Below are 20,442 nucleotides of genomic sequence, written 5' to 3'. Positions count from 1 at the left end.
AATAGGAGAGGGCCATGCTGCGTTTTGCGCTATCCCGAATTGTCATGGCCGTGCCGACGCTGCTGATTGTGGCGGTGGCGGTGTTCGTGATGATCCGGCTGATTCCCGGCGATCCCGCCCAACTGCTGCTGGGCGACCTGGCCACGCCGGCCGCACTGGCCGACCTGCGTGCGCGCCTGGGGCTCGACCAGACCTGGCTGACCCAGTTCGGCATCTGGTTCGGCAACATGCTGCACGGCGATCTGGGGTCGTCCATCAACACCGGCCAGCCCGTGCTGCCGCTGGTGTGGGACCGCTTCCTGATCAGCGGGCGCGTGGTGCTGGTGGCGGTGCTGTTCGCCGCGCTGGTCGCCGTGCCGGCTGGCATGATCGCCGCCTGGAAGCAGAACAAATGGCCCGACCTGTTCCTGGTCGGCTCGGCCACGCTGCTGGTGTCCATCCCGACCTTCTGGCTGGGTCTGCTGCTGCTGATCTTCTTCGGCCTGAAGCTGCAATGGCTGCCGGTCGTGGGTTATGTGTCGATCGGTGAAGACTGGAAGGCGGGCCTGCTGTATCTGGCCATGCCGATCCTGACGCTGTTCCTGCACGAAATCGGCGTGCTGATGCGCATGGCGCGTGCAAGCACGCTGGAAGTGCTGCGGCTGGACTACATCACCCATGCGCGCGCCAAGGGCCTGTCCGAATCCGCCGTGCTGATGCGCCACGCATTTCGCAACGCGTTCGGCCCGACCTGGACGCTGATCGGTCTGGTGCTGGGCAACCTGCTGGGCGGCATCGCGGTGGTGGAAACCGTTTTCACGATTCCTGGGCTGGGACGCCTGCTGGTGGATTCGATCTTCGCCCGCGACTACCCCGTCATCCAGGGCTGCCTGCTGTTCGTGGGCGTGGTCTACGTGATCGTGAACCTGCTGATCGACCTGTGCTATCCCATCTTCGACCCGAGAGTGACCGCCGAATGAAAAAGCGAATCGCAGCTAACGCGCTCCTGGGCGGCCTGATCGTGGGGGCGATGCTCATCGCGGCGATCATGGGCGCCTTCTGGACGCCGCATGACCCGCTCAAAATCAACTTCATCGCGCGCTTGAAACCGCCCGGCGGAGACTTCCTGCTGGGCACCGACGAGTTTGGCCGCGACGAGTTGTCGCGGCTGTTGGCCGGGGCATCCAGCAGCGTCTGGATCAGCCTGCTGACGGTGACGTTCGCCATCGTCGCCGGCACCGCCATCGGCACGCTCACCGGTTTCGTGCGCGGCTGGACCGACCGCATCATCATGGCCTTCAACAATGCGCTGCTGGCGTTTCCCGGCCTGCTGCTGGCGTTGGGTCTGCTGGCGGTGGTGGGCGCCAACAAGTACGGCATCATCCTGGCGCTGGGCCTGGCCTACACGCCGTCGGTGACGCGTATCGTGCGGGGCACGGTGCTGTCCTTGCGTGAAAAAGAGTTCATCGAATCGTCTCGTGTGCTGGGCAATTCCGAGCTCTACACCATGTTCCGGCATGTGCTGCCCAACTGCGTGGCGCCGCTGACGGTGCTGGCCACGTCCATGTTCGGCTGGGTGATCCTGGCGGAAAGCGCGCTGTCGTTCCTGGGCCTGGGCGTGCCGCCACCCGCACCGACGTGGGGCAACATGCTGGCCGCCGCGCGTCCGTTCATGGCGCAGGCGTCGTACCTATCCATTCTTCCCGGCCTGGCCATTGCGCTCGCGCTGCTGGGGATCAACCTGCTGGGCGATGCGGTCCGAGACCGTCTCGATCCCCGCATGAGGGGCGTGCAATGAGCGCACTGGTATCCGTATCGAACCTGAGCCTGACCGTGGGCGCGGGCGGCCGCGAGATCGTCAGCGGCGTGTCGTTTGACGTGGCGCCGGGCGAAATGGTCGGCATCGTGGGCGAATCCGGCAGCGGCAAGACGCAGGCCGCCCGCGCCATCATGGGCCTGACCCCAGCGCCGCTGGTGGTGGCGGGCGGGGCCATCCGGTTCGAAGGCGTCGACGTGACGAAGGCCGAGCCGGCCGTGCTGCGCAAGCTGCGCGGTGCGCGCATCGGCATGGTGTTCCAGGAACCCATGACGTCGTTGAACCCGTCCATGCCGATCGGCCGCCAGCTGGACGAAGGCCTGAAGCTGCACCGCAGGGACTTGTCCACGGCCCAGCGCCGAGAACGCATTCTTGAGATGCTGCGCCGCGTGGGCATTCGCGATCCGAAGGGGGCGATGGACGCCTGGCCGCACGAGTTCTCGGGCGGCATGCGCCAGCGCATGATGCTGGCCTCGGTGATGTTGCTGGAGCCGGCGCTGTTGATTGCCGATGAACCCACCACCGCGCTCGACGCCGTGGTGCAGCGCGACGTGCTGGAACTGATGGTGGACCTGACGCGCGAACACCACACGGCCGTGCTGATGATCAGCCACGATTTGCCGATGGTGGCGCGATACACGGAGCGCATGGTGGTGATGCAGCACGGCAAGGTGCTGGAAACCGGCACCACCGCCGGCATTCTGGACCGGCCGCAGCATCCCTACACGCGCAAGCTGCTGGACGCGATGCCGCGCCGCTTGCCCGCCCGCAAGCTGACGCAGGACGCGCCCATTGTCGAGGTCAAGAACCTGGTGGTGGACTACGCCGGCCACCAGCGCCTGTTTTCTCGCACGGGCGCCAAGCGCGCTTTGAACGGTATCGACCTGCACGTCAAACCGCGCGAGGTGGTGGCGGTGGTGGGCGGCTCGGGTTCGGGCAAGACCACACTCGGCCGCGCCATTGCCGGCCTGCTGGCGCCCACGTCCGGCCAGATTCTGTTCCGTGGCCAGCCTGTCAGCCGCAAATCGGCCGCGTGGCGCGACTACCGCCTGAACTGCCAGATGGTGTTCCAGGACCCGTATTCGTCGCTGGACCCGCGCATGACCATTGGCCAGCTTGTGGGCGAAGGCCTGCGGATGATGCAAGACATGCCATCGGCCGACAAGCGCCGCCGCGTGGACGAGGTGCTGGCGGAAGTGGGCCTGGGCTCTGAATACGCCAAGCGTTTTCCGCATGAGATGTCTGGCGGGCAGCGTCAGCGCGTGGCGATTGCGCGCGCTATCGTGCGCCGGCCGGCGTTCGTGATTGCCGATGAGCCGGTGTCCGCCCTGGACGTTACCGTGCGGGCGCAGGTGCTGGACCTGTTCGCTGACTTGCAGGAACGGCACGGCTTTTCGTGCCTGTTCATCAGCCACGACCTGGGCGTGGTGGAGCAGGTGGCTGACCGGGTGGTGGTGATGCGTGACGGCGGCATCGTCGAGCAAGGGTCGCGTGACGCGGTGTTCGACCGCCCGCAAGAGGACTACACGCGCAGCCTGTTGTCGGCGATTCCGGCCTTGGAATCCACAGAAACCGGAGGCGTGCGCTTGCGTTGGCGTTTGGATGGCATGGAACCTCTGCGGGCCACGGCATGAGGGCAGGGGGGGAACCCCCTGCATTCGGCGCAGGAAGTTATGCCTAAAATACGCGCTTTGGAATTGATTGATGGGAGTGGTCCATGCCGAAACCGGCAGCGACGCAACCTGGCCTGGTTGACCGCATTGCCCATGATATTCAGTCGGGCGTGTATGGTCCCGGCGCCTGGTTGAAACAGATCGACCTGCAAGAGCGCTACGACGCCAAGCGTCTGGACGTCAGGCGGGCGCTAGACCAGTTGGCCGCCAAGCGGCTGATTGCGCACATTCCGAACCGGGGCTATCACGTGTACGCGATGGACCCGGATCAGCATTTGCAGATCCGGGATATCCGCATCCTGCTTGAAACGGGCGCGGCGGCTGACCTGATGCCCAACGTTACGGCGGCCAAGGTCCGTGCGCTACGCACGTTGGCGGAACGTTTCGTCAAGCTGCTGCAAGACGGCACCTTGCTGGAGCAATACGAGGTCAATCTGGCCTTTCACGCAAGCATGTACGACCTGTGCGGCAACCGCGAGCTGGCGGCGCTGATCCAGGAAATGCGTGCGCGCGGCCCGGCGGCCCCGGCCAAGGAATGGGTGACTCGGTCCCGCATCGAGATTTCGGCGCGCGAACACTTCGACATGGTCGATGCGCTGGAAGCGCGCGATGTGAAGCAGCTGCAAAAAATCATCGCGCAACACGTTGGGCAAGACATTTCCTGACATTGACGCTGATGTTCTGATCTCGCGATTCACATCGCCTGCGCGGCGGCCTTCTGCAAAGAGGCCGCCGCGATGCATTTGTGCGTGGGTTTCAGGGATACCCCGTATGGCGGCTGCCGGTGGAGCCGCCATAATTAGCAGCTTATTTTGGCGCCAATATACGCGTGGAATCTGCGCCGCACGCCGGGGAGTCTTTACATGCACCACCACTTTGTTCCCAGAGCGCTTGCGCTCTCCCTGGCGCTTGCCGCCGTCGCTGCGCCGGTTCATGCCGCGGTGTTGACGGTGGCCCAACCGGCCGACATCCGCTCGACCAACCCCGGCGTCAACCGCGACAACACAACCGACGGCGTGGTGCTCAATATCGTCGAAGGCCTGGTCGGCTACCGTGAGAACGGCACGGTTGGCCCCTTGCTGGCCAAGTCGGTTGCCTTGTCGGACGACGGCCTGACCTACACCTTCACACTGCGCGACGGCGTGAAGTTCCACAACGGCGCCACGCTGACGTCCGCCGATGTGCTGTGGAACTGGCAGCGCTACATGGACCCAAAAACCGATTGGCGTTGCCGCAGCGACTTCGACGGGCGCAATGGCCTGAAGGTGACCGACGTGTCGGCGCCGGATGCCAAGACCGTGGTGATGAAGGTGGACCGCAAGTCGGCGGTGTTCCTGGATTCGCTGGCGCGCACCGACTGCGGAATGACCGCCATCATCGCCAAGGAGTCGGTGGCGGCAGACGGTTCGTGGATCAAGCCGATCGGCACCGGCCCGTTCCAGTTCAAGGACTGGAAGCGTGGCGAGTACACGCTGCTGTCGGCGTTCAAGGATTACGTGTCACCCGAAGGCGACAAGCCGGACGGTTACGTGGGCTCGAAGCGCCCGCTGGTGGACGAGGTGAAGTTCCTGGTGGTGCCGGACCCGTCAACGTCCAAGGCCGGCCTGATGTCGGGCGCAATCGACGCCAGCCAGATCACCAACACGGATGTGGGCGAACTGAAAAGCGCCAAGAACCTGACCGTCTTCAGCCCGCATGACGCCGTCAAGCACGTGTTGCTGTTCCAGACGCAAGACCCGGTGCTGAAGAACGTGAAGGTGCGCCAGGCCATCGCGGCGGCATTGGACATCCCGCAAGTCGTGGCCGCTGCGTCCGAGGGCCTGGGTCAGCTGAACAACTCCGCCGTCCACGCGGGATCGGCCTATTACAAAGACGCCGAAAAGCGCGGCTACAAGTACGATCCGGCGCGCGCGCAGCAGTTGCTGAAGGAAGCGGGCTACAAGGGCGAACCCATCGTCATCTACGCAAACAAGCGCGCGCATGTGCCGAGCTACCAGGTCGCCGTGATTGCGCAGGCGATGATGCAGTCGGTGGGCATCAACGCGAAGATCGAAGTGCTGGAATGGGCGACCCAGCTGGACCGCTACAACACTGGCAAGTACCAGATCAGCTCGTTCTCCTTCTCGTCCCGCCTGGACCCGTCGCTGAGCTTTGAACAGTTTTCTGGCGACAAGGAAAAGCAGCCGCGCAAGGTCTGGGATGATCCCGCCGCGCAGAAGCTGATCGATGAAAGCTTCCTGGAGTCAGACCCGGTGAAGCGTCAGGCGCTGTTTGATCAACTGCACGCGTTGATGCTGGAACAGGCGCCGATGCTGATGCTGTACAACGGCGCAGATGCGTGGGCGAGTAATAAGCGAGTGAAGGGCTTTTCGGTGTGGGAGGGGAAGCCGAGAGTTTGGGAGACTGAGGTTCGGTAGGTTTTTTGCTTTTGTTTGAGTGGGTTCTGTTGACGCCTGTGGGGTCGGTGGCCTGGGGTGCGCGGGGCAACGATTGCGGTCCGGAGCCTTCGCTCCGGACTGCCCCTGCCTCATCCTCGTACGCCTTCGGCTCCCTACGGATTCCGTTGGGCTTATCGACGCCCCGCCCACCCCAGGCCACCGACCCCACAGGCTGCGTCAGTTGAATGCGACGTCAGCGGGGGCGAGTGGTGTTCTTAGGGTTCTACTCGCCGGCGGAGTGGTGGGAATGATCTTGCGGGGCCCGCTCCATGCCGGCCGCGCGGGCGGCTTTGTGGAGCTTACGCGCGGCGGAGCGCCGTCGCGGTGTGCGCTTCGCGTGTGGCTGCGTTGTTCAGTTTTTTTTGCGCGCGTCTTGGGATGATTGGCAGCACAAAATTCATCATTCCCCCACGCATGATGACCGCACTTGAACCCAAGTGCGGTGTCATTTCCCATCCTACGAATGACGGCCGGCACTTGAACCCCGGTGCGTGGCGCGCAATGGGTCGGCATGCGCAAGACAGTGCGCGCTGCGCGCCACCTTTCTCCCCCCCAAAAGCGGCGGGGGGCCCCTTAGCAACCAGCTCTACAAATTCGCGAAAGCGGCCACCGCCCAAACGCCCACAAACGCGTAAGCCGAGTAAGGCCGCCCGCGCGGCCGCCACTCGGCGGGCCCCGCAGCACTCGTGACTAAGGCACACCCTAGCAGCGCAACGACCCAAGACAACGGCAGCCCGTCGGCGCGGTGGCCCTGACTGCGTGCAACCTCGATGCGCCCGAGGGAATCTGAAGGAACCCGCCGAAGGCGGGTGACGAAGATGACGAAGGGGAAGTCCGGAGCGAAGGCTCCGGACCGCAATCGTGGGCGCGCGCAGTCAGGGCCACTGCGACGATGGGCGACCTACAAAGATCAACGGCCTAGCCGCCAGAACTGCATCGCCTTCCCAAAGCAACATTCCCCAAAGCAACATTCCCCAAAGCAACATCCCAGCAAACTGCCACCCCAGCAAAACCTCACCCCCCGACCCGTTCCACCTCCCACGCCCGCGGCTTCTTCACCGCCCACGGCTGATATCCCTTCACGTCGCTTCGATAAGCCCCGATATCCAGCCCGTTATAAAGCGGAATACTCGGCACGTCCGCCAGGAACAGCTTATGCAGCTGATCAAACGACGCCTGCCGCTTCGCATGATCCGTATCGACGGACGCCGCTTCCAACAGCTTCAACGCTTCCGCGCTATCCCAGATCTTGCGCGGCTGCTTGGTCTTGTCGCCCGTCACCATCTCGTAATTCAGCGCCGCGTCCAGGCGGGCGGAATAGGGGAACGTCATCATCTGGTAAGTGCCCGCGTTATAGCGGTCCAGCTGCGTCGCCCATTCCACCACCGACAACTGCGCATTGATCCCCACCGATTGCAGCATCGCCTGCACAATCACCGCCGAGTTATACGACTGCGGGTAGCGCTTCGTTGTCAGGATCGTCAGCGCCTGGCCCTTGTAGCCCGCTTCCTTCAGCAACGCCTGCGTGCGGGCAGGGTCGTACTCCCAGCCCTGCTTCTGCGCCGCGTCATGGTAGGGCGACACCAGCGGCACGATGGAATTGTTGGGTTGCGCCAGGCCTTCGGTGACGGCCGCAGCCAGCTGCTTGTAGTCGATCGCGTGGGCCAGGGCCTGGCGCATCTTCGGACTCGACAGCACCGGGTCTTTCGTTTGCAGCAACAGCGCCGTCATGCTCATCACCGGCGCATACGCCACCTTCACGTTCGGCGTGCCTTGCAACACCGGCACGTCGTTGTTCGAGACGTCTTCGATGATGTCGATGTTTCCGCGCTGCAACGCCGCCTTTGCGGTGGAGTCGTCCGGCACGATCATGAAGCGCACTTCATCCACCAACGGGCGCTTGGACCCGGTGTAGCCGTCGCGCTTGCCGTCCAGGTTGGAGTAACCCGCGAACTTCGTCAGGCGGATGTATTCGCCGCGTTTCCACTCGGCCAGTTCAAACGGGCCGGTGCCGATGGGTTTGATCCACGCACCGTCCGCGCCCACGGAATCCTTGGACAGAATGCCCGTGCCGCCGCAATCCGTGCGTGCCAACGACGCCAGGAACAGGCTGCTGGGTTTTTCCAGGTGATACACGACCGTGTGCGCATCAGGCGCTTCCACGCCGGTGACCTTGACCGTGCCGCGGCCATCGAACTCACTGGCGCAACGCCAGCCGGAGTTGGCGCCGGTGTAGTGTTGCCACGTCCACAGGACGTCGGCGGAGGTCATGGGCTTGCCGTTGTGGAACTTGATGCCGTCGCGCAGCGTGAACGTGTAGGTCTTGCCGTCTGCGCTGATGTCGATGGACTTCGCCAGCAGCGGGCGCACTTCGGCGTCTTCGCCATAGGCAACCAGCCCTTCCACAATGTGCAGCACCACCGCGTCGCTGTTGCTGTCGCGGTTGACTCCGGGCTCGGTCGAGCGGATGTCGGCAGTAAGCGAAATGCGCAGCGGCGGGGCCGATTGTGCAATAGCCGCGCCGGCCATGCCGGCAAGCGCCAGCGCAACCGCGGCGCTCAATTGATGGACTTTCATTGATACTTCCTTGGGTTGCGCGGACGCGGTGCCGATCAGGCGGCGGTCAGCAGTTCAGGTTCGGCGGTCAGGCTGTAGCGCGTGAACGTGCGGTTCAGTGCGGGCAGCGGCGCCACTTCCATCAAACCGGCGGCGGGTTCCATCACGACCATGGCAACCGTGGCCGACAGATTGTCGTGGCTGCCGGGACGCGGCGGGCGGCAGACGGAATAGGGGGCACCGAAGTCGTCGAACAGCGCATGTTTCAAGTCCTCGCGCGTCAGCTGCGTTTTCTCGTTCAGCAGGCGGCGCACGCGCCAGTCGCGGTAGGCGCTTTCCGGCGTGCTGGCCCGCCCAGTATCGCGCAGCTTGCTCAACGCCACGTCACTGACCCAGTGGTTCGCGTGCACGATCAGGTCGTCGTTGCCCGGGTAGATCGGGAAGGCTTCGTCGGTGGTGCACTCGTAGTCCACGCCAAAGCCCGCGGCCATGCCCAGCATGATGTTGTTCGAGCAGGACTTGGGCGTCGTGGCGACCGCCTTGATGGCCAGCGCGAAATGCTGCTGCTCAAGTACCTTGCGGCGGATCAGCGACAGCGGCACGCCCAGTTGGCGGAAGTCGCGGTCAGACTCCAGGTAGTTGGCGGTGATGGACACGCCCGCGCTGTTCAAGCCGCTGCGGGCCAAGCCGCCGGCTTCCACAAACGTCAGGATGTCCGGGCCGTTGTCGTTGCGCACGCGCAGCACGATGGCAGTCTCGGCGCACTCGGCGCGCCAGTCCCAGTTCTGGCCATGGATCAGGTTGCCGTTGGCCGAACGCGTGGGCAGGATCAGGGCGCCGGTGCAGCCGTCGCCAGGTTCCAGCTCGGCGGCCTTTTTCTTTTCGGCGCGGGCCTTGGCGACGACTTCGGTGCGGGCGTTCACCATCACGATGTCTTCAAACGGCACGTCGGCGCCGGCCGCGATGCCGCGCATTTCTTCCAGATAGTGCGGCGCGAAGTTTTCGATCTCGCGGGCGAAGTGGGCGATCAGCTGGGTGCGCGCCATGGCGTCGTAACCCAGGTCGACYAGCGTCTGGCCATACATCGCTGCGCTCTTGCGCACGCGGTCGGCGGCTTGCTGGCCATAGGAACGGCCGCGGGCTTCGGGCGTGCCGGAAACCGATACGAAGGGGAATTGCGTGATCTGGGTCATGGACGGGAAAGCGGCGCCGCGCGCCGTGTAGTCGGAAGAGGAGTCAAACTTTCAAAAATGTTAGCTTATTTTGGCGCCAATATTGCTCAGGGTTTACCCAGATGCGACTGCCGCTCCCCACTTCAGCCCCTGGCAATGGGCCTCAATACCACCGCGCAAGACTAGACCACGGCGCTATTGCAGTCGGCCGCCCGCCGCATCGAATCTCTGGGCCTGGCCTCACGCATCAAAGCGCAGGCATCAAAGCGCAGGCATCAAAGAACAGGCATCAAAGAACAGGCATCAAAGAACAGGCCCCCGCACCGTAAGCGCGGGGGCCTGTGTTCCAGCCGATGGATCGATAAGGGCGCGTCAGGGCTGCTGCGCGGCCACCTCCGGCGCACGGGTGGGCGACCCCATGGCCTGGAACAGCGCCGCCGTTTCGGTCAGGCGCGCATTGGCGTATTGCAGTTCGCGCAAGCGCGCCGCCACGTAATGCTGTTCCGCCGCGTACTCGGTGTAGGGCGCCAGCGCGCCCAGGCGCACGCGGCTGGCCGTGTTGCGATACGTCTGCTCGGCCGCGCGCCGCGACGATTCGGCTGACGCCAGCGCTTGCCCGTCGGCATCCAGCCGGGCCAGGGTGTCGGCCACATCCTTGAACGCGGTCAGCACGGTCTGCTTGTATTGCAGCACCGAGGCCTCGTAGCGTTCCTTCGCCGCGCGCCGTTCCGCCAGCAACGCGCCGCCATGGAAGATGGGCTGGGTGAGCGATGCGCCGATCGCCCAGATCGAGCCCGCGCCCGATAGCGCAGCGGGCCAGCTGAAGCCCCCTTTGCCCATCGAGGCTGACAGCGACAGGCTGGGAAACAGCTGCGCGGTGGCCACGCCCACATCGGCCGCGGCCGCCTGCACCACGGCGTCGGCGACCAGCACGTCCGGGCGCGAGGCCAGCAATTCAGACGGCACGACTACCGGCACCTGCGCCGGCACGGCCAGCATGCTGAAGGGCAGATCGTCCGGCGCCTGATCGGGGCTGCGGCCCAGCAGCACGGCCAGCGCATGGCGTGTGGCTTGCCATTGCGCACGCAAGCCGGGCAGCGATGCCTCAAGCGTGGCGGCATCCTGGTCGGCGCTCAGCGCATCGTTTTGCGAGGCGGACCCCAATTCGTACCGCCGTTGGGTATCACGCGCCACCTGCCGCAACAGCACCACCTGCTTTTCCGTCAGCGCCACGCGTTCGGCAAGCGACGCCGAGGTGATGGCGCCTGTGACGATGTTGCCGGCCAGCGAGCGCCGTGCGGACTCCAGCTGGAATGCCTGCTGCTCCACCTGCGCCGCCAGCGACGCATTGGCAAAGCGCGCCGCGCCGAACAAGTCCAGGTCATAGCTGGCCTGGATCTGGCCGGTGAACACGTTGTAAAGCGCGGTGGGCTGCGGCAGGTTGGGCATGGTCAGCGCGCGATTGCGCGTGGCGTTCGCGCCCGCATCCACCGACGGCAGCAGCGACGAATTCACCTGCCCGCGCAACTGTTCGCGCGCGCCCGCCAGATTGTGTTCGGCCGCCGCCAGGTTGGGGCTGTTGGCCAGGCCTTCCTCCACCAGCGCATTCAGCGCATCAGAGCCATAGCGCTTCCACCATTCGGGCACGGGCCGCGCGCCGCGCTCAAAGCGTTGCGCCACGCCGCCTGCCGACGCGCTGGCCTCGGGCGTGGCTTGCGCGCCGTACTGGGCGGGGGACGCTACCGCAGGCGGTTTGCTGTCGGGGGCGAACGCGCAAGCGCTTAGCGCCAGCAGCAGGGGCAATACCAGCGGCAGCTTTGCTGCGCGAATTGGAGGGGTCTTCATCATCAGGCTCCTCGTTCCAGCGTGTCGCCAGCGTTGGCGCCGGGCGGCACGCCTTCGGGTTCGTCGCGCTCGTCATGGCGCACGCGGAACCAGGCGGCATACAGCGCGGGCAGGAAGAACAGCGTCAGCACCGTGGCGCTGGTGATGCCGCCCATCAGTGCGGTGGCCATGGGGCCAAAGAAGTTGCTGCGCAACAGCGGAATCAGCGCCAGCACGGCGGCGGCAGCCGTCAGCACGATGGGGCGGAACCGCCGCGCCGTGGCGCCCACAATCGCGTCCACGCGCTTGTGGCCGTTCAGGATGTCTTGCTCGATCTGGTCCACCAGAATCACCGAGTTGCGCATGATGATGCCGAACATCGCAATCACCCCCAGCATGGCGACAAAGCCGAACGGTTTGCCAAACAGCAGCAGCGCAGCCACCACCCCGATCAGGCCCAGCGGTGCGGTCAGCACCACCATCATCACGCGGGCGAAGCTTTGCAGCTGCACCATCAGCAAGGTCAGCACCGCCACGGCCATCAACGGCATCTGCGCGTTGATCGACGCCTGGCCCTTGGCGCTTTCTTCCACCGGGCCGCCGACTTCAATGCGGTACCCCACCGGCAATTCGGCGCGAAGGGCGTTCAACTTCTTGTCGATGGCGTGCGTGACGTCGATGCCTTGCGCGCCGCTGGTCACGTCCGCCTGCACCGTGATGGTCGGCTGGCGGTCGCGTTCCCAGATGACGCCGTACTCCAGGCCATAGCGCACGTGCCCCAGGCTGCCCAGCGGCACCGGGCCGTTGGCCGTGGGCATGGACAGCGTCGCCACGCGTGCGGGGTCGATGCGTTCGTTTTGCGGCGCGCGCAGGCTGACGTTGATCAGCTTGTCGCGCTCGCGGTACTGCGTCACGGTGTAGCCCGACAGCGTCATCGCCAGGAAATCCGAGATGTCGCGGGTGCTGATGCCTTGCTCGCGCGCCTTCTGCTGGTCGATCTCAAAGCGCACCGAGCGCTCAGAAGGTTCATCCCAGTCGAACTGCACGTTCACCGAGCGGGTATCGGCGCGGACTTCGGCGGCCACTTTCTCCGCCACCGCGCGCACGTCCGAGATCTTGTCGCCGCTGACGCGGAACTGCACCTGATAGCCAACGGGCGGCCCGTTTTCCAGGCGCGACAAGCGGGTGCGCACGGCCGGGAACTGCTCGCGCAGCATCGGCGTGAGCCACTGCGCAAGCTTTTCGCGGTCTTCCACCGAATGGGCGGTGATGACCAGTTGTGCAAAGTTCGGCGTGGCCAGTTGCTGGTCCAGCGGCAGATAAAAGCGCGGTGCACCGGTGCCAACGAAGCTGACCGAATGATCGATCTCGGGCCGGCCTTCCAGCGCCTTCTCCAGGCGTTCCACCTGACGCAGCGTGGCGGCAAACGACGCGCCTTCCTGCAAGCGCACATCCACCAGCAGCTCGGTGCGGTCCGAGCTGGGGAAGAATTGTTGCGGCACCAGCTTGAATCCAGCCATCGACACGACAAAGATCAGCACCGTGCCCGCCAGCACCCAGTACCGGCGGTCCACGCACCACGACACCCAGCCGCGCAGGCGCTGATAGAACCGGGTGTTGTAGATATCGTGTTCGTGGTCGTCGGGCAGATGCGCTTCGCGCTTGCGTTCGGGCAGCAGGCGGTAACCCAGCAGCGGGATCAACACCACGGCGGCAAACCAGGACGTGATCAGCGCAATGGCCGACACCTGGAAAATGGAACGCGTGTATTCCCCGGTGCTGGACTTGGCCAGCGCAATCGGCAGGAAACCCGCCACGGTGACGAGCGTGCCGGTCAGCATGGGGAAGGCGGTGCTGGTGTAGGCGTAGGCCGCCGCGCGGGCGCGGCTCCATCCTTGTTCCAGCTTCACCGACATCATTTCCACGGCGATGATGGCGTCGTCCACCAGCAGGCCCAGCGCCAGCACCAAGGTGCCCAGCGACACCTTGTGCAAGCCGATGCCGAACATATCCATGAACAGCGCCGTGACGGCCAGCACCACGGGAATGGAAATCACCACCACCATGCCGGTGCGCAAGCCCAACGACACCAAGCTCACGATCAGCACGATGGCAACCGCTTCGGCCACGGAACGCAGGAAGTCATCCACCGAATGCGATACCGCCTGCGGCATGCTGGACACTTCCGTCAGCGTGAGCCCTGCCGGCAATTGCGCCTTCAGTTTTCCGAAGGTCGTGCCCAATGACTTGCCCAGCCGCACCACGTCCTGGCCCGGCTGCATGGTGATGCCGATGCCCAGCACGGGCTTGCCGCCGACGCGCATCTGGTCCACGGGCGGGTCTTCATAGCCACGGTGGATCGTTGCAATATCGCCCAGCCGGATCGACTTGCCGTTCACGCGGATCAAGGTATCCGCCAGCGCGCGGCTGTTTTCATATTGCCCGGTGGGACGCACGAAGATGCGGTCGTCGGCGGTGGTCAGCGTGCCAGCGGCGGACACGGCGTTCTGCGTGTTGATCGCCTGCGCAATCTGCTGCGGCGTCACGTCCAGCCCGGTCAGCTGCGTATTGGAAATTTCAATGTAGAGGTGCTCGGCCTGATCGGCGAAGTAATCAACCTTGGCCACGCCCGGCACGCGCAGCAGCACGGTGCGCAGCTTGTCCGCGTAGTCATGCAGCTGCGCTGGCGAAAAACCGTCGCCGTGCAAGGTGTAGATGTTGGTGTAGACGTCGCCGAATTCGTCATTGAAGAACGGGCCTTGCACGCCTTGCGGCAAGGTGGCCTGGATGTCGCCCACCTTTTTGCGGATTTGATACCACTGCTCGGCCACGGTGCTGGCCGGCGCCGAATCTTTCATGGTGTAGAAGATCAGCGACTCGCCCGGCCGCGAATAGCTGCGCAGGAAATCCGTGTTGGCGGTTTCCTGCAGCTTCTTGCCGATGCGGTCGGTGACCTGCTCTTGCACCTGTTGCGCGGTGGCGCCGGGCCACAGCGTCTTCACCACCATGACGCGGAAGGTGAAGGGCGGGTCTTCCGATTGCGCCAGCTTGGAATACGACAGCACGCCGAACAGCGTCACCAACGTGATGATGAAGATCACCAGCGGCTGGTGCCGCAGCGCCCACGCCGACAGGTTGAACTTGCCTTCGTCGTGGTGCTGGCCCGGACCTTGATCCGCGGCGCTCATGACGCGAAGTCCTCGGGGTGCAGCGGCGCCACGGGCCGAACCTTTTCGCCCGCCGACACGGTGTGCACGCCTTGCCAGACCACGCGTTCGCCGGCCTTGACGCCACCGGACAGCGTGACGGTGCGCGCGTCATAGCGCAGGACTTCTACGCGGCGCAGTTCCAGCGTGTTGGCCTCGGGCTTGACGACCCAGACGGCCGGGTCCTTGGCGTCATGGAACAAGGCGGTGGCCGGCACGGTATAGGTCTCAACGTCGGCGGCGCTGCGGTTGTCGAAACTGATGTTGGCCGTCATGCCCAGCCGCACGTCCGGCGACGGCGATTCCAGCGTGAGCTTGACGCGGTAGGTGCGGCTTTGCGGGTCCGCTGCGGGGGCGATTTCCCGCAGCACGGCGGTGAAGGTCTTGCCACGCAGCGGGCCCAGCGTGACGCTGGCGCGTTGGCCAACGGCAAGCCCCGCCAGCACGCTTTCGGGCACGTCGCAAATAGCGTCAATGTCACCCGACCAGGCCAATTGATAGACGGGCGTGCCGGCGGCCACGTTCTGGCCCGTGTCGGCTTGTTCGGCCGTGATCAGGCCGGCGTGGTCGGCATGCAGCGTGGTGTATTTCAGCTGGTCGGCGGATAGCGCGGCCTCTTGCGCCGCCTGGTCGCGCTGCGCCAGCGCCGAGGCGTAGGCGTTGCGGGTCTGCTCCAGCTGGTTTGCCGCGATCAGGTTTTCGCGCGCCTGGGCGCGGTCGCGGTCCAGTTGTTGGCGGGCGTATTCCAGCTGATGCTGCGCAGCGCTTAATTGCGCCTTCGCGGCGGCGGCGTTCTTGGTGGCGTCGGCCGGGTCCAGCTTGGCCACGACTTGCCCCGGCGTGACGGTGTCGCCCAGCCGGACGAGCCGTTCGGTGATCTTGCCGCCCACGCGGAACGACAGGGGCGTGCTGTAGCGCGCCTGCACTTCGCCGGGCAAGGTCCAGGCCGGCAGGCGTTCATCGGCTTTGGCGGGCATGGCGACGACGGGCCGGGGCGCGGGCGGGGGCGCTTCGTTGCGGCCGCAGGCGGAAACGGCCAATGCCAAAGCCAACGCGGCGGGCAGCGCCAGACGGCGCGTCCAGCCGGGCTTGGAAGTAGAACAATTCACGAAACACCTCGCGGCGCGGGAAGGCAATAGAAGGAAGAGCCAACGCAAGTCAGACTCAATACGGCCTGGATTCTAATGCGGTTATGTATTCGGATACAACCATGTATTTGAAATGTGAGCCAGTGCTAAACTCGCGCCATGTCGAAAATCCGCCTTACCCGCGAGCAAAGCCGAGACCAGACGCGCCAGCGCCTGCTCGACGCTGCGCAATCGGTTTTTCTCAGCAAGGGCTTTGTGGCCGCCAGCGTCGAAGACATCGCCGAACTGGCGGGCTATACACGCGGGGCCTTCTATTCCAACTTCGGCAGCAAGTCCGAACTGTTCCTGCAATTGCTCCGGCGCGATCACGAAAAAGTGATGGGCGATATGCGCGCCATCTTCGAAGACGGCGAATCGCGGCCCGAGATGGAAGCGCGCGTGCTGGCGTACTACAGCACGCACCATCGCGAAAACGACTGTTTTTTGCTCTGGATGGAAGGCAAGCTGCAAGCGGCGCGCGACCCGGAATTCCGCGTGGGCTTTACCGACTGCCTGCGCGAACTTCGCGCCGCCACCACCGAGTACGTGCGTCAGTTTTCCGCCCATGTGGGCACGCCGCTGCCGCTGCCCGCTGAGCAATTGGCAGTGGGTCTGCTGGCGCTATCGGACGGCATGCAGTTCAGCTATGCCTTTGATCCGCAAGGCGTCAGCCTGGAAATGACCGAGGCGGTGCTGGCGGGATTCTTCCGCCGCGTCGTGTTCGGCGACCCGGCGCCTGACGCGCCGCCGGCATTGCCCAAACCCGCTAATGGCGCTGGCCAATAACGCCGGCCGACAGCGCGCCGCCAAAAGCGCCGGCCAATAACGCCGGCCGACAGCGCCCGCCAACAGCGCGCCGCCAATAATGCCGGCCTAGGCGTCTAGCCCAGCAATTCCGAAATCTCAATCAGGTTCAGGTCCGGGTCCCGCAAATACACCGAGCGGATCTTCCCCGTGGCGCCCGTGCGCGCAACCGGGCCTTCGATGATCGTCGCGCCCGCCTGATTCAACTGCGTAATCACGTCATCCAGCGGCCGGTCAGCGATAAAGCACAAGTCCAGCGCGCCMGGSACCGGCAGGTGSGCCTTGGGCTCGAACTCGTGCCCGCGCACGTGCAGGTTGATCTTCTGATTGCCAAAGCGCAGCGCCTGGCGGCCTGCGCCGAAGGTTTCCAGCCGCATGCCCAGGATGCGGGTATAGAAATCCACCGTGGCTTCGGGGTCGGTGCAGGTCAAAACCAGATGGTCCAGGTGATCGATCATGCGCATCTCCACGTAATCAGATTGTCAGCTGTGCGGTGGCCGTGATAGTAATACCTGCGGCGTGCAGCCAGACTAAGGGGGGCCTGCGCCGCAATTCTCAACCCTTGGGCGAAAGGAGAGGCTGCATGTCTTCAGAAACCCGGCCATCGACCATCAATCGGCCTGTATTTTTTCCGGCCGCCATCTTCACGCTGCTGCTCGTGGGGTTTGCAATTCTTGCGCCCAAGTCGGCGCAGAGCCTGTTCGAATCCATGCAAGGCTGGATTCTAGGCAACGCCAGCTGGTTCTACATTCTGGTCGTGGCGATCATCTTGTTGGCCGTGGTGTTCCTGGCGGTCAGCCGGTACGGCGACATCAAGCTCGGGCCGGATCACAGCGAACCCGACTATCGCAATTTCACGTGGTTCGCGATGCTGTTTTCCGCCGGCATGGGCATTGGCCTGATGTTCTTCGGCGTGGCTGAACCCGTTATGCACTTCATGTCGCCGCCGGTAGGCGAGGGCGGCACCGCCATCGCCGCGCGCGAAGCCATGAAGATCACGTTCTTCCATTGGGGCCTGCACGCGTGGGCGATCTACGCGGTGGTCGCGCTGATCCTGGCGTTCTTCAGCTATCGCCACGGGCTGCCGCTGACGCTGCGTTCCGCGTTGTATCCGCTGATTGGCAACCGCATCCATGGGCCGATCGGACACGCCGTCGACATCTTCGCCATCATCGGCACCGTGCTGGGCGTGGCGACGTCGCTGGGCCTGGGCGTGGCGCAGATCAACAGCGGCTTGAATCATCTGTTCGGCATTCCGGTTGGGGTGACGACGCAGATCATCCTGGTCATCGTCACCTGCGGGCTGGCCACGCTGTCGGTCGCCAGCGGCCTGGACAAGGGCATCCGCATCCTGTCCGAAACCAATCTGGTGCTGGCGGCCGTGCTGCTGCTGTTTGTGCTGGTCGTGGGCCCCACCGTGTTCCTGTTCCAGACCTTTGTGCAGAACACCGGCGCGTACCTGTCTGACATCGTCAACAAGACCTTCAACCTGTATGCCTACGAGCCCACCGACTGGATCGGCGGCTGGACGCTCTTTTATTGGGGCTGGTGGATTGCGTGGTCGCCCTTTGTGGGCCTGTTCATCGCGCGCATTTCGCGTGGGCGCACCATCCGCGAATTCGTCACCGGCGTGCTGCTGGTGCCGGCCGGCTTCACCCTGTTCTGGATGACGGTGTTTGGCGACACGGCGATTCACATGATCCTGGTGGACAAGGTGCAAGGGTTTGCCGAGGTCGTCGAAGCCGACTCATCGCTAGCGCTGTTCGCCTTTCTTGAGCAGCTGCCATGGAGCGGCGTGTTGTCGATGGTTGCGATTGYGATGGTGGCGGTGTTCTTTGTCACGTCGGCCGACTCAGGCGCGCTGGTGGTAGACCTGCTGGCCTCTGGCGGATCGGACCGCACGCCCGTGTGGCAGCGCATTTTCTGGTCGGTGCTGATGGGGGCGGTGGCCATCGCACTGTTGCTGGCCGATGGCTTGACCGCCTTGCAGACAGCCACCATCGCCAGTGCGCTGCCGTTCTCCATCATCCTGCTGCTGTCTTTATGGGGGCTGTTCAAGGCGTTGAAGCTGGACGCGACCAAGCGCGGCATCCGGTATCAATCCCTGACCTTGTCGCGCCCGGCGCGCGGCGGCCAGTCTTGGGAGCGCCGCCTGCGCAACATGGTCATGATGCCGCGCCGCTCCCATGTGCTGCGCTTCATCAGCGATGTGGTGCGGCCGGCGCTGGAAGACGTGGCTGACGAATTGCGCAAGCAAGGCTACGCCGTTGTGGTCCGTGAAAATGAAGACGACGGCAGCGCCATCCTCGAGGTCTCGCACGGCGAGCATCTGGACTTTTCGTACGCCGTGCAGCCTGAAGCCTTCGTGCGTCCCAGCCTGACGCCCGAAGAGGCGGCCGACGAAGAAGAGCGCAAGTACTTCCGCGCCGAAGTCCATCTGCGCGAAGGCGGGCAGGATTACGACATCATGGGCTGGAGCCGCGACGCGGTCATTGGCGACATCCTGGACCAGTACGAACGCCATCGCCATTACCTGCACATGGTCCGCACCTGAATCCGCATCCCTTCCCCCGAAACCGCCCGCTTGCCCGGGCGGTTTTTTTTTGCCCGATAGCCCCGCTCTATTTCCTGCATTGATTAAGCCGCTTTGACGGAATTGCCGGAATCAAGGATTATCCAAGACTATTCTTGGATAAATAAGAGAGCGAATCATGAAGGCGAAATCTGGGGCATGGGCGGCGGGCGCTGTCGTGCTGGTGCTGGCAGTGGGGGGCGGGCTGGTCTGGAAGTTCGGCGGCGCATCACAAGCGGGCGGCTGGGCGATGCCGCCGGCAAAAGTTGCCGTGGCGCCGGCCGTACGGGCGGACTTTCCCATGGCGCTGGCGGGTATCGGTTCGCTGGAAGCCACGCGCCAGGTGCTGGTGCCGGCCGAAGTGGATGGCCGCGTCACGCAGATTCTGTTCACCGCAGGAGAGCGGGTGCAGGCTGGCCAGTTGCTGGTGCAGATGAATGACGCGCCCGAACAGGGCGAGCTGGCCCGGCTTCAGGCGCAGGCGCGCAACGCCCGCACTCTGCTGGAACGCACGCGCCGGCTGCTGCCGCAACAGGCGGCCACGCGTGAACAGCTGGACCAGGCGCAGGCCGATTACGACCAGGCCGCCGCCGACATCAAGCGGGTGCAGGCGCTTATCGAGCAAAAGCGGGTGAAGGCCCCGTTCGATGGTGTGCTGGGTGTGCGCCGGGTCAATCTGGGCCAGTTCGCCAAGGCGGGCGACGCGTTGGTGTCCTTGACCGACGCGTCGACCTTGTACGCCAACATCACGCTACCCGAGCAGGCGCTGGGCGCGCTGCGCGCCGGCCAGCCCGTCACGGTGACGGTGGACGCCCATGCCGGACGCGAATTCACCGGCACGGTATCCACGGTCGAGCCGCAGGTGGACCCGGGTTCGCGCACGGTGCGCGTGCAGGCCACCTTGCCGAACGCCGACGGGGCGCTCGCCGCCGGCATGTACGCCCAGGGCCGCATCGGCTTGCCCGACCGCCCCAACGTGATCACCGTGCCGGAAACCGCCGTCAGTTATAGCGCCTATGGCGATTCCGTCTACGTGCTGACGCCGCCCAAGCCGGGCGAGGACAAGGCCGCGTCCACCGTGCGCCAGGCCTATGTGAAGACCGCCGAGCGCGTGCGCGGCCGGGTCGTTGTGGCCGAAGGGCTGAACGCGGACGACCAGGTCGTGACGTCCGGCCAGCTGCGCCTGCATAACGGCGCCGCCGTCGAGGTCATTGCCGCTGACACGGTTGCGCTGGGCGCCCCGCAACAAGCCGTGGCGCAAGCCCAGTAATAAGG

The 20,442-nt window shown here is 64.7% G+C and carries 14 protein-coding genes; 8 read left to right on the top strand and 6 right to left on the bottom strand.

What is annotated here, in order from left to right; all coding sequences use genetic code 11:
* The first annotated feature begins 14 nt into the window (after positions 1 to 14).
* The 5 genes from AC1DSJ_RS14165 to AC1DSJ_RS14145 all read left to right on the top strand — a co-directional run bounded on the left by AC1DSJ_RS14165 (position 15) and on the right by AC1DSJ_RS14145 (position 5,885).
* The gene (locus AC1DSJ_RS14165) at positions 15 to 959 is read left to right on the top strand and encodes an ABC transporter permease (RefSeq protein ID WP_006223711.1); all 945 of its coding nucleotides are present in this window, start codon (positions 15 to 17) and stop codon (positions 957 to 959) included.
* Positions 956 to 1,777, top strand: coding sequence for an ABC transporter permease (locus AC1DSJ_RS14160; protein ID WP_054424205.1), 822 nt, complete (start codon positions 956 to 958; stop codon positions 1,775 to 1,777). The genes AC1DSJ_RS14165 and AC1DSJ_RS14160 overlap by 4 nt, the downstream gene beginning before the upstream one ends.
* Positions 1,774 to 3,429, top strand: a complete 1,656-nt coding sequence (locus AC1DSJ_RS14155) for an ABC transporter ATP-binding protein (protein ID WP_441370614.1) — start codon at positions 1,774 to 1,776, stop codon at positions 3,427 to 3,429. Before AC1DSJ_RS14160 ends, AC1DSJ_RS14155 begins: the two co-directional genes overlap by 4 nt.
* A gap of 83 nt (positions 3,430 to 3,512) precedes the next feature.
* Positions 3,513 to 4,133, top strand: a complete 621-nt coding sequence (locus AC1DSJ_RS14150) for a GntR family transcriptional regulator (RefSeq protein WP_054424201.1) — start codon at positions 3,513 to 3,515, stop codon at positions 4,131 to 4,133.
* 198 nt (positions 4,134 to 4,331) lie between these two features.
* The gene (locus tag AC1DSJ_RS14145; protein ID WP_054424199.1) at positions 4,332 to 5,885 is read left to right on the top strand and encodes an ABC transporter substrate-binding protein; all 1,554 of its coding nucleotides are present in this window, start codon (positions 4,332 to 4,334) and stop codon (positions 5,883 to 5,885) included.
* Between the two features lie 1,035 nt (positions 5,886 to 6,920).
* Here the strand turns inward: AC1DSJ_RS14145 and AC1DSJ_RS14140 are convergent.
* The 5 genes from AC1DSJ_RS14140 to AC1DSJ_RS14120 form a co-directional block, all read right to left on the bottom strand.
* Positions 6,921 to 8,483 carry an ABC transporter substrate-binding protein gene (locus AC1DSJ_RS14140; RefSeq protein ID WP_441370615.1) on the bottom strand — a complete coding sequence of 521 codons (1,563 nt, stop codon included), beginning with the start codon at positions 8,481 to 8,483 and terminating at the stop codon, positions 6,921 to 6,923.
* Positions 8,484 to 8,518: 35 nt separating this feature from the next.
* Complete coding sequence (locus AC1DSJ_RS14135; RefSeq protein ID WP_441370616.1) at positions 8,519 to 9,655, bottom strand: C45 family autoproteolytic acyltransferase/hydolase; 1,137 nt, start codon at positions 9,653 to 9,655, stop codon at positions 8,519 to 8,521.
* A gap of 351 nt (positions 9,656 to 10,006) precedes the next feature.
* Entirely contained in the window at positions 10,007 to 11,479 is a 1,473-nt protein-coding gene (locus tag AC1DSJ_RS14130) for an efflux transporter outer membrane subunit (RefSeq protein WP_441370617.1), read from the bottom strand.
* Between the two features lie 2 nt (positions 11,480 to 11,481).
* The gene (locus tag AC1DSJ_RS14125) at positions 11,482 to 14,646 is read right to left on the bottom strand and encodes an efflux RND transporter permease subunit (protein WP_441370618.1); all 3,165 of its coding nucleotides are present in this window, start codon (positions 14,644 to 14,646) and stop codon (positions 11,482 to 11,484) included.
* Positions 14,643 to 15,773 carry an efflux RND transporter periplasmic adaptor subunit gene (locus AC1DSJ_RS14120; protein ID WP_254600520.1) on the bottom strand — a complete coding sequence of 377 codons (1,131 nt, stop codon included), beginning with the start codon at positions 15,771 to 15,773 and terminating at the stop codon, positions 14,643 to 14,645. The genes AC1DSJ_RS14125 and AC1DSJ_RS14120 overlap by 4 nt, the downstream gene beginning before the upstream one ends.
* A gap of 138 nt (positions 15,774 to 15,911) precedes the next feature.
* Between AC1DSJ_RS14120 and AC1DSJ_RS14115 the strand changes: the two genes are divergently transcribed.
* Positions 15,912 to 16,577, top strand: coding sequence for a TetR/AcrR family transcriptional regulator (locus AC1DSJ_RS14115; RefSeq protein ID WP_054424187.1), 666 nt, complete (start codon positions 15,912 to 15,914; stop codon positions 16,575 to 16,577).
* Between the two features lie 95 nt (positions 16,578 to 16,672).
* On the opposite strand, the gene AC1DSJ_RS14110 is transcribed toward AC1DSJ_RS14115, so the two are convergent.
* On the bottom strand, positions 16,673 to 17,053 hold the full coding sequence (locus AC1DSJ_RS14110; RefSeq protein WP_054424185.1) for a VOC family protein: 381 nt from the start codon (positions 17,051 to 17,053) through the stop codon (positions 16,673 to 16,675).
* A gap of 125 nt (positions 17,054 to 17,178) precedes the next feature.
* Between AC1DSJ_RS14110 and AC1DSJ_RS14105 the strand changes: the two genes are divergently transcribed.
* Positions 17,179 to 19,149, top strand: a complete 1,971-nt coding sequence (locus tag AC1DSJ_RS14105; protein WP_476760331.1) for a BCCT family transporter — start codon at positions 17,179 to 17,181, stop codon at positions 19,147 to 19,149.
* A 157-nt stretch (positions 19,150 to 19,306) separates the two neighbouring features.
* On the top strand, positions 19,307 to 20,437 hold the full coding sequence (locus AC1DSJ_RS14100; protein ID WP_441370619.1) for an efflux RND transporter periplasmic adaptor subunit: 1,131 nt from the start codon (positions 19,307 to 19,309) through the stop codon (positions 20,435 to 20,437).
* Positions 20,438 to 20,442: the final 5 nt, after the last annotated feature.

The organism is Achromobacter sp. 01N37 (genome assembly GCF_056399725.1).
Note: the sequence above shows the minus strand (reverse complement) of the source record. Positions and strands in the feature narration are given on the sequence as shown.

Bases quoted from the DNA above. Each gene is read 5' to 3' on its own strand.
- AC1DSJ_RS14165 (WP_006223711.1), top strand. From the start codon at position 15: ATGCTGCGTTTTGCGCTATCCCGAATTGTCATGGCCGTGCCGACGCTG.
- AC1DSJ_RS14160 (WP_054424205.1), top strand. From the start codon at position 956: ATGAAAAAGCGAATCGCAGCTAACGCGCTCCTGGGCGGCCTGATCGTG.
- AC1DSJ_RS14155 (WP_441370614.1), top strand. From the start codon at position 1,774: ATGAGCGCACTGGTATCCGTATCGAACCTGAGCCTGACCGTGGGCGCG.
- AC1DSJ_RS14150 (WP_054424201.1), top strand. From the start codon at position 3,513: ATGCCGAAACCGGCAGCGACGCAACCTGGCCTGGTTGACCGCATTGCC.
- AC1DSJ_RS14145 (WP_054424199.1), top strand. From the start codon at position 4,332: ATGCACCACCACTTTGTTCCCAGAGCGCTTGCGCTCTCCCTGGCGCTT.
- AC1DSJ_RS14140 (WP_441370615.1), bottom strand. From the start codon at position 8,483: ATGAAAGTCCATCAATTGAGCGCCGCGGTTGCGCTGGCGCTTGCCGGC.
- AC1DSJ_RS14130 (WP_441370617.1), bottom strand. From the start codon at position 11,479: ATGAAGACCCCTCCAATTCGCGCAGCAAAGCTGCCGCTGGTATTGCCC.
- AC1DSJ_RS14125 (WP_441370618.1), bottom strand. From the start codon at position 14,646: ATGAGCGCCGCGGATCAAGGTCCGGGCCAGCACCACGACGAAGGCAAG.
- AC1DSJ_RS14115 (WP_054424187.1), top strand. From the start codon at position 15,912: ATGTCGAAAATCCGCCTTACCCGCGAGCAAAGCCGAGACCAGACGCGC.
- AC1DSJ_RS14100 (WP_441370619.1), top strand. From the start codon at position 19,307: ATGAAGGCGAAATCTGGGGCATGGGCGGCGGGCGCTGTCGTGCTGGTG.